At 71.5% G+C, this 9,226-nt stretch carries 7 protein-coding genes; 4 read left to right on the top strand and 3 right to left on the bottom strand.

Features of this window, described 5'->3' with window-relative positions; genetic code table 11:
* Both HOQ08_RS14585 and HOQ08_RS14580 read left to right on the top strand, forming a co-directional pair.
* On the top strand, positions 1-1,101 hold a 1,101-nt coding region (locus HOQ08_RS14585), incomplete at its 5' end, for a sigma 54-interacting transcriptional regulator (RefSeq protein WP_291196464.1).
* Positions 1,102-1,261: 160 nt separating this feature from the next.
* Positions 1,262-1,726, top strand: a complete 465-nt coding sequence (locus tag HOQ08_RS14580) for a GNAT family N-acetyltransferase (RefSeq protein WP_291196461.1) — start codon at positions 1,262-1,264, stop codon at positions 1,724-1,726.
* A gap of 56 nt (positions 1,727-1,782) precedes the next feature.
* Here HOQ08_RS14580 and HOQ08_RS14575 read toward each other — a convergent pair whose 3' ends face one another.
* Both HOQ08_RS14575 and HOQ08_RS14570 read right to left on the bottom strand, forming a co-directional pair.
* The gene (locus HOQ08_RS14575; protein ID WP_291196458.1) at positions 1,783-4,308 is read right to left on the bottom strand and encodes a GGDEF and EAL domain-containing protein; all 2,526 of its coding nucleotides are present in this window, start codon (positions 4,306-4,308) and stop codon (positions 1,783-1,785) included.
* A gap of 152 nt (positions 4,309-4,460) precedes the next feature.
* The gene (locus HOQ08_RS14570) at positions 4,461-5,585 is read right to left on the bottom strand and encodes a hypothetical protein (protein ID WP_291196455.1); all 1,125 of its coding nucleotides are present in this window, start codon (positions 5,583-5,585) and stop codon (positions 4,461-4,463) included.
* A 114-nt stretch (positions 5,586-5,699) separates the two neighbouring features.
* Between HOQ08_RS14570 and HOQ08_RS14565 the strand changes: the two genes are divergently transcribed.
* Both HOQ08_RS14565 and HOQ08_RS14560 read left to right on the top strand, forming a co-directional pair.
* Positions 5,700-6,983 (top strand): acetyl-CoA C-acetyltransferase, encoded by a 1,284-nt coding sequence (locus HOQ08_RS14565; protein ID WP_291196452.1) that lies wholly within the window; start codon positions 5,700-5,702, stop codon positions 6,981-6,983.
* A gap of 20 nt (positions 6,984-7,003) precedes the next feature.
* The gene (locus HOQ08_RS14560) at positions 7,004-7,507 is read left to right on the top strand and encodes an energy transducer TonB (RefSeq protein WP_291196449.1); all 504 of its coding nucleotides are present in this window, start codon (positions 7,004-7,006) and stop codon (positions 7,505-7,507) included.
* An 81-nt stretch (positions 7,508-7,588) separates the two neighbouring features.
* On the opposite strand, the gene HOQ08_RS14555 is transcribed toward HOQ08_RS14560, so the two are convergent.
* The coding region (locus HOQ08_RS14555) for a phospholipase D family protein (protein WP_291196446.1) at positions 7,589-9,226 on the bottom strand (1,638 nt) is incomplete at its 5' end.

Genomic DNA, 9,226 nt, shown 5'->3' with positions numbered 1-9,226 from the left:
TACCGCGCCGGCGCGGTCGACTACCTGGCCAAGCCATTCGACCTGGACCACGCGGTGGAAGTGGTGCGCCGTGTGCTGGCCGAGCAGCCGGCCGCACCGGCGCCGCCCGCCGTCGCGACCACGCATGCCTTGCTAGGCGAGAGCGCGCCGATGCGCGAGGTGTTCCGGCTGATCGGCCGCGTGGCGGCGAGCGACCTCAACGTGCTGGTCACCGGCGAGACCGGCACCGGCAAGGAGCTGGTCGCACGCGCGCTGCACGAGGAAAGCGCGCGCCGCGGCAGGCCGTTCGTCGCGCTCAACACCGCCGCGATCCCCAGCGAGCTGCTGGAGAGCGAGCTGTTCGGCCACGAGGCCGGCGCCTTCACCGGCGCGGCGCGTCGCGTGGCCGGGCGCTTCGAGCAGGCCGAGGGCGGCACGCTGTTCCTGGACGAGATCGGCGACATGCCGCTGGCGCTGCAGACGCGCCTGCTGCGCGTGCTGGCCGGCGGCGAGTTCTACCGGGTGGGTGGACGCGAGCTCATCCGCGGCAACGTGCGCATCGTCGCCGCCACCCACCAGGACCTGGATGCGCGCGTGGCGGCCGGGCAGTTCCGCGCGGACCTGAAGCACCGGCTGGACGTGGTGCGCATCGATCTGCCGCCGCTGCGCGCACGGCGCGCCGACATCCCGCTGCTGGCCAGGCACTTCCTCGCCGCCGCGGCGCAGGAGCTCAAGCTGCCGCCCAAGCGTTTCTCGCGCGCGGCGTTGAAGGCGCTGGAGCTGCGCGACTTTCCCGGCAACGTGCGCGAGCTTGAGAATCTGTGCCGGCGGCTGGCGGTGATCGCGCGTGGTGCGGAGATCCAGGCGGCGGAACTGGGTGCGGCATCGCCACCGGGCGCGCCCGGCGACTGGGCCGGTGCGCTGCGCGACTGGGCCGACCAGGCGCTCGCCCGCGGCGAAACCGACATCCACGGCCGCGCCCGCGAAGCGCTCGACCGCATCCTGCTGGAGGCGGCGCTCGCCGCGCACGGCGGGCACCGCCAGCATGCGGCGGCGGCGCTGGGGGTGGGGCGCAATACGCTCACGCGCAAGCTCGGGGCTTCGCGCAAGCGGCGAAGCTGAGGCGCTTGCGCCATCGTGCCGAGCCAGGCGCCGCGCCCACGCACGCGGTGCCGCCCTGGCTTCGGCGCTGCAGACCTGCGTTCGGGCGAACGGGTGGCGGTGGGCTACGGCGAATGGGTGGGGACATGGCACGCTAGCCGCTCCTGTTGGAGAGCATTCCATGTCCGAACTCCTCGTCATCCGCGCCGCCACCCGCGCCGATGTCCCCCACCTGGCCGACTGGAACGCCGCCATGGCGCATGAAACCGAAGGCAAGGCGCTGGATCGCGCCGTGCTCGCGCGCGGCGTCGAGGGCGTGTTCGACGATCCGCGCCGCGGCTTCTACCTGGTCGCCGAGCGCGCCGGCGCCGCGGTCGGTTGCCTGTTGGTGACCTACGAATGGAGCGACTGGCGCTGCGGCGATTTCTGGTGGATCCAGAGCGTCTACGTGGCGCCACCGGCGCGCCGCGCCGGCGTGTTCCGCGCCTTGTACGCGGCGGTGCGCGAGCGTGCGCGCGATGCCGGCGCGGTCGGCCTGCGGCTCTACGTGGAGACCGAAAACCACCGTGCCCAGCGCACCTACGCCGACCTCGGCATGATGCCCTGCCATTACCTGATGTACGAGGAAGCGCTGGCGCGTACGTAGGGTGGGCTTGAGGCCACCGGCGCGATCATGGCGGGGCTGCCGGCGAACCCGAACCCCTACGGGCTGCGGTCGGAAGCCCAGCGGCGCAGGTGCTGCTCGGTGAGCAGCCTGCCGAAGGCCGCCGCATCCATCGGCGCGCCGAACAGGAAGCCCTGCATCTGCTCGCAGCCGGCCGTGCGCAGGTAGGCGGCCTCGGCCTCGGTTTCCACGCCCTCGGCCACCACGGTCTTGCCCAGGCTGCGCGCCATCGCGATGATCGCCTGGGTGATCGCGGCGGTATCGGTGTCGCTCTCCACGTCGCGCACGAAGGCGCGGTCGATCTTCAGCGCATCGACCGGGAAGTGCTTGAGGTATGACAGGCTGCAGTAGCCGGTGCCGAAATCGTCCAGCGAGAGCCGTACGCCGCACCGCTTGATCCGCTGCAGCAGGGCGATGGTGGTGTCGCCGCCGGCCATCACGGTGCGTTCGGTCAGTTCCAGCTCCAGCAGCGAGGGGTCGAGCGCGCTGTCCGACAGAGCCGCCTGGAGTTCGGCGAGAAAGGCGGCGTGCTGGAATTGCAGCGCCGAGACGTTGACCGCGATCGGCAGGCCCACCCCCAGCTGTTGCCAGCGGCCCGCCTGGTGGCAGGCCTGGCGCAGCACCCAGGCGCCGAGCGGCACGATCAGCCCGACGTCCTCGGCCACGCTGACGAACTGCTCGGGCGCATGGCGCTCGGCGCCGTCGGCGCCGAGCCATCGCAGCAGCGCCTCGGCGCCCACGATGCAGCCGTCGGCGGCGTCCACCTTGGGCTGGTAGTGCAGCGACAGCTGCTCGCGCGCCATCGCCAGGCGCAGCTCGGCCTCGATGCGGCGCCGTGATGCGGTGCGCTCGTTCATCGAGGCGGTGAACAAGCGGTAGCCGTGGCGGCCGTCCACCTTGACCTCGTACATCGCACTCTCGGCGTTGCGCAGCAGTGCGTCGGCGTCGGCCGCATCATCGGGGCACAGGCTGATGCCTACCGACAGGCGCAACGCCAGTTCCGGCAGGCCGGACACCGCGGTGCGCTCGCCGCAGGCGATCAGCCGCTGCGCCACGCTGGCGGCCTGGCCCGGGGCCTCGACCTGCGGCAGCACGGCCACGAACTCGTCGCCGTGGTGGCGGCAGAGCAGGTCGTCGTCCTGCAGGGCCTGGCGCAGCTGAGCGGCGAGCGCGCGCAGCACGCGGTCCCCGCTGGCGGGGCCATGCTGCTCGTTGATGCGCTTGAAGTGGTCCACGTCGACGTACAGCAGGGCGCAGCGCTGCTGGCGCCGGCGCGCGGTGGCCACCATCTGCTCGACCTGCCCCTGCATCTGGCTGCGGTTGGGCAGGCCGGTGAGCGTGTCCAGCTGGGTCAGGTGGATCATCTTCAGCGCCAGCGCGCGGGTTTCGCTGACGTCGCGGAACACCAGCACGCCGCCGATGACGTGGCCGGCGTGATCGTGGATCGGCGCGGAAGAATCCTCGATCGGCGTCTCGAAGCCGTTGCGGTGGAGCAACATCGCCTTGCCTTCCAGTTCGACGATGGCATTGCGCTCGATCGCAGTACGCAGCGGGTTGCCCAGCGCCGCGTCGCCGCGCGTGTCGCGCAGGCGGAATATCTCGTCCATCGGACGGCCACGCGCCTCGGTGGCGCTCCAGCCGGTGAGGCCCTCGGCGATCGGGTTGAGCGAGGTCACGCGCAGGTCCATGTCGGCGGCAATCACCGCATCGCCGATCGAGTTGAGCGTGACCTCGGCCAGTTCGCGCTCGCGGAACAACGCCTCCTCGTACTGCTTGCGCTGGCTGATGTCTTCTGCCTGCAAGACGAAATACAGCGGCTTGCCGTGCCCGTCGCGCACCAGCGAGACGCTGAGCCGGAAGTGCACGACGTGGCCATCCTTGCGCAGGTTGCGCTTCTCCATCTGGCAGGCGTCCATGCCTCCCTCGCGCATGCGCTCGAGCTGCGCCAGGTCGTCGGCGTAATCGTCCGGATGGGCGATGTCGGCGATGCCTAAGGTGAGGAACTCCTCTTCGCTGTAGCCGAGCATGCGGCACAGCGCCTCGTTCACGCGCTGGAAGCGGCCATCCGGGCGCACCAGCGCCATGCCGATGGCGGCATGCTGGAAGGCGCCGAAGAAGCGCTGCTCGCTTTCGCGCAGCTTGAGCTCCAGCGTGTGCCGCTCGGTGATGTCGATGAACACCGCGAACACGCCGTGCACGCGGCCCTGCGCGTCCATGTCCGGCTGCAGGCTGGCGTACATGTAGCGGTGCGCGCGGCCGGCGATCAGCACGCCCTCGACCGTGCCGGGCTGGCCGCCGAGCGTGACCAGCACGGCCTCGACCATGCGCGGGGCGCAGGCCTCGTCGAACAGGTCGCCGACCGCGCGCCCGGCCAGGCCTTCGGGCGGCAGCGCCAGCCAGCGGCGGGGCGGCTGGCTGGCGAAAAGCACCTGCAGTTCGGGATCGATGTAGGCGATCAGCGCGGGTACGCCGCACAGTACGTGCTCGGGCCAGTTCCGGGGGGACTGGCCGGCGTCTTCGGGTGGGTCCGCCAGGGGCCCGTCCGGCGAAAGGGGTTGGTTCATGACACTCCCCCGGAGCGCATACCCCTGCGCTGGACATCATCATGCGCCCGCCGCTGGACGGATGCCAACCGCCGGCAACGGCTCGGCCCGCAGAGGGAGAACGCGGCGGTGGGAAGGGGCGACCCGGGCCTTTTAGCCAGCCGATCCGGCGGCTAATGGCGTACCTGCACCGGTGCGCTCAACCCGCGGGCATCCAGCGCCACGCGGCCCAGCGCATGCAGCGCCGGTTCGATGCCGTGGCGCGCGGCGAGCACCGCCACCAGCGGGCCCAATGCCGGCGGCGCCAGCGGATAGCCGTGCGCGAGCACGCGCGGCTGCCCGTCGGGGCGGATCTGCGCGGCGGTCACCGCCACCGTGCCCAGGCCCGGCGCCTCGTGCGCCACCAGCGTCGGCAGCGCCAGCGCCGGATCGGGCTCGGCCAGGGTTTCGAGCAGCCAGCCCTCGGCCGCCTCGCCTTCCTCCAGCGCGAGCGGAAGCCGGTGCGCCCGCAGCAGCGCCTCGTGCTGGCGCAGTTCGAACACCAGCCCGGCGAACGCGTGCGCGCGGGCCGGGTCGTCGCCGGACTGCCGCGCCAGCCAGGCGGCCGGCGAACCGGCGTACACGCTGCCGTCGGCGTAACGCAGCGGCAGGCCGCGCGCACTGAGCGTGCTTTCGCTCCGGTACGGGGTGAGCATCGCCGCCTCCAGCAGTGTCCACAGCGGCGCGAGGTTGACGTGCTCGTACTGCACGCAGGTGAGCGCGAGCAGGTCGTTGCGGGTGAAATAGCGGGCGTGTTCCAGCGGCACGCCCAGCGTGCGCATCAACCAGTCGGCAGTGCGCGCGCCGGCTTCGCCGCGGCCGACCAGTTCCATCTCCATCTGGCCGGCGAGGGTTTCGGCCAGGTCTTGCGGCGCCAGCACCGACAGCGGCAGCAGGCGCAGCGCGCCGCCGGCATGTTCCGCCTCGGGCACCAGCGCCTGCGCCGGCATGTGGCCCTCGTGGCTGCCGAAGGCGACCACGTTCTCCAGGTGTCCGCGCGGCACGCGGCGGGACAGCTCCTCCAGCGTGGCCCACACCGGGAAGCCCGGACGCAGCAGCTCCACCGGATCGAACAGTGCGCCGGCCAGCGCCAGCCTCGCCTCGCCGATGCGCGGCAGCAGCGCGCGCAGGTCCTCGGCCACCAGCGCTGCCAGCGCGTCGGCCTGGTCGCGGCTGAAGGTCATCGTGGACGGCGGCTGCCCGGGCGGCAGTTCCAACGCGAGTACCGCGGCCAGGGCGGTCAGCGGTTGCACTTCCATCGAGGCTTTCCGAACGGCGGGAAACTCGGATTCTACCATTCACGCTTTTGGGCTTTCGCCGCATGGACGTGCGGGTTAGCCTTGGGAGCTCAAGGCCCAAGGACCGCTCAGGACATGGAAAAAACCCCCAAGCGCGTCGGTGTGATCGGCGGCGTACGCATCCCGTTCTGCCGCAACAACACCGCCTACGCCGACGTCGGCAACTTCGGCATGTCGGTCAAGGTGCTCGGCGCGCTGGTGGAGCGGTACGGGCTGCACGGCGTGGAGCTGGGCGAGGTGGCGCTCGGCGCCGTCATCAAGCACTCCTCGGACTGGAACCTCGCGCGCGAGGCGCTGCTGAGCTCCGGCCTCGCGCCGACCACACCGGGCATCACCACTGCGCGCGCCTGCGGCACCTCGCTGGACAACGCGATCATCGTGGCGAACAAGATCGCGCTGGGGCAGATCGAGGCCGGCATCGCGGCCGGCGCGGACACCACCAGCGACGTGCCGATCGTCTACGGCGACCGCCTGCGCAAGCGGCTGCTGGCGATCAACCGCGCCAAGGGCTGGCAGGACAAGCTCGCTGCCGCCACGCGCGGCTTCTCGCCGGGCGAATTGAAGCCCTCGTTTCCCGGCGTGGCCGAGCCGCGCACCGGCATGTCGATGGGCGAGCACTGCGAGAAGATGGCGCGCGAGTGGCACATCGACCGCGCCGCGCAGGACGCCCTCGCGCTGGAGAGCCACAGGAAACTCGCCGCCGCCTATGACTCGGGCTTCATGGACGACCTGGTGGTGCCCTTCCGCGGCGTCAGGCGCGACAACATCCTGCGGCCGGACACCAGCATGGAGAAGCTGGCCACGCTCAAGCCCGCCTTCGACCGCACCTCCGGCCACGGCACGCTCACCGCCGGCAACTCCACGGCGCTCTCCGATGGCGCCGCCGCCGTGCTGCTGGCGGGCGAGGACTGGGCCGCCGCGCGCGGCCTGCCGGTGCAGGCCTGGGTGCGCGATGCGGAGGTCGCCGCGGTCGATTTCGTGCATGGCGAGGGCCTGCTGATGGCGCCGACGGTGGCGGTGGCACGGCTGCTCGCACGCAACGGCCTCACCCTGCAGGACTTCGACTTCTACGAGATCCACGAGGCCTTCGCCGCGCAGGTGCTGTGCACCCTGCGCGCGTGGGAGAGCGCCGACTACTGCCGCAACCGGCTCGGCCTCGATGCGCCGCTGGGCAGCATCGACCCGGCCAAACTCAACGTGCATGGCTCCAGCCTCGCCGTCGGCCATCCGTTCGCCGCCACCGGCGCACGGCTGGTCGCCACGCTGGCCAAGGAGCTGGCACAGAAGGGCAGTGGCCGCGGCCTGATCTCGGTGTGCACCGCCGGCGGCATGGGCGTGGTGGCGATCCTGGAGCGCTGAGCCGTGCGGACGGCCAAACGATGCCGCGCCTGCGCATCACCGCTGCACTGAGCCTGCTGGCCCTGCTCGTCGGCATCGGCGGCACCGGCTGGCTGAGCGGCTTTACCGACGACTGGATCGGCCCACCGGCGCGACCCGGCGCCGTGGCTGCCCTGCGACCGCCGCGCGCGGCGATCCATCATCGCCCGCACACGCCGCCGCGCGTGCTGGGCGCCGAGCCGGACGCCGTACCCACGCCCGCGCCGGCGCCTTCGCTGGTGCCGCTGGAGACGCCGGCGGGTCCGTCCTCGTGGGCGGAGTTGCAGGGCCATCTGGACGGCCGCGTGGTGCTGCAGGTCGACACCGACGGTGCGGGCCGCGTCACGGGCGCCAGCGTCGCCCAATCCAGCGGCGACCCGGTGCTCGACGCGCATGCGCTGGTCATCGTGCAGCGCTGGCGCTTCGCGGTGCCGGCCGGCTTCCCCGGCGGCGTGCATGGCAAACTGCCGATGCGCTTCCAAAGTCCGAAGGCCACGCCGCCGTAGGCCTTTGGTTCCCCCTCCCAAAGAGAGAGGGGCGAACCTGTTGCGCGGGTTCCCGCCGTCGTGCGCGGTGCTGGCGCGGGATCAGAGGATCCCGCTCGCGCTCGAGCCAAATGCGGTGATCAGGCGCGTGTAGATCAGCTTCGGCGACAGCGCCACGTCCGGAAAATCCCCTACCGGCTCGTAGCAGCTGAAGAACCCCGGGTCGTTCGGCCGCATCGGCGCACAGCCGGCCTTGAGCTGGTAGCTGGTGGCGTAGCGGTAGGGCCAGAAATCGAACAGCGGCAGGCTTTCGGAGACGTCGCCGATCATCTGGTTGAGCGTGGTCAGCACCGGCACCACCGGGCGGCGCGGCGCGATCACCCAGGCGTTCCGCGGCTTGGTGTCGCGCAGGATCACGTCGCGCAGCTGGGCGGCGAAACGGCTGTCGTAGACGATCACGCCCGCCTCGGTGTTGTAGTGGTCCGAGCGCGGGTCGAAGTTGTGCGAGCCGACCATGGCGAAGCGGTCGTCCACCACGATCGACTTGGCATGCAATGCGAACCGGCGGCCCTCGCTGACCAGCGGCGCCGGCCGCCGGTTGCTGCCGTGGCTGCCGAGCAGGCCGTGGCTCTCGGTGCCGACGTAGCGCCGCGAGGCGTCGCGCGCGGGCTCCCCGCTGGCGTGCTGGCCATCGCCGACCCACTCCAGGCTGGCCTGCGCATTGGCTGCCGCGGCGTCTTCGGCGTGCGGCTTGAGCTCGTAGATCTCGAAGCCGTAGTCCTTGAGGTAGCGCTTGCGGTGCTTGTAGGAGAGCGCATAGACCGCGAAGGCGTCGGTGGAGGCGAGCGAGTTGGTCGACACCACGATGCGCGGCGCCGGCTGCTCCCGGTGCAGGCGCTGGAAGATGCGCCGCGCGCGCCGGCTCATCACCAGGTAGGGCGTCTGCAGGACCACCTCGTGGCGCGCGCTGCCGACCATCTGCATCACGTGCGCGGTGAACTGGCGCGCCTGCCGTTTCAGCGGCTGCTCGGTCTTGCCCGGCAGGTCGCTGAAGAATTCCACCTGGGAGGTGCGCACGCTGTCGGCGAGCACGTGCATGCGCAGCCAGGCCGCGTCGTCCGCCTCCTGCTGCACGCGGTAGACCCGCTGCGGATGGTCGTAGTGCGGCGCGGGCCAGCCGGGCGCCTGCGGATGGGCCAGGATGTGGCGGTTGACGTCGCGCAGGTGGGTCAGCGGCACGGCGCGCTTGTGTCGCCAGAACAGCTCGAAACTGCGGGTCATGGCCTGCGCGGCGGGCCCGCCCACCAGCACGTCGCGGTCGATGTAGTCGAAGTCGTCGTCCCAGTCGAAGTAGCGGTTCTGGTAGTTGCGCCCGCCGGTGATGCCGACGGTGTCGTCCACCACCAGCACCTTGTTGTGCATGCGCTGGTTGATCTTCAGAAAGCAGCAGGCGATGCCGGCGACCCATTGGGCCGGCGAGGTGAGCGCTTCGCGGAAGGTCGGGTTGTACAGGCGCACCTGCAGGTTCGGGCTGACGCGGGCGAGCCGGTCGAGCAGGGCGAGGTCGCCGAAGGACGAAAGCTGGTCGGCCAGGATGCGCACCCGCACGCCGCGCCGCGCCGCCTGCACCAGCTCGTCCAGCACCAGCTGGCCAGCGTCGTCCTGGTCCCAGATGTAGGTCTGCACGTCGATCGTGCGGCGCGCCGCGCGGATCAGGTCCAGCCGCGCCACCAGCGCGGG

The organism is Frateuria sp. (assembly GCF_013362045.1).
Taxonomy (GTDB): domain Bacteria; phylum Pseudomonadota; class Gammaproteobacteria; order Xanthomonadales; family Rhodanobacteraceae; genus Frateuria_A.
The sequence above is the reverse complement of the archived record's forward strand: the minus strand, read 5'-3'. Positions and strand labels throughout refer to the sequence as shown.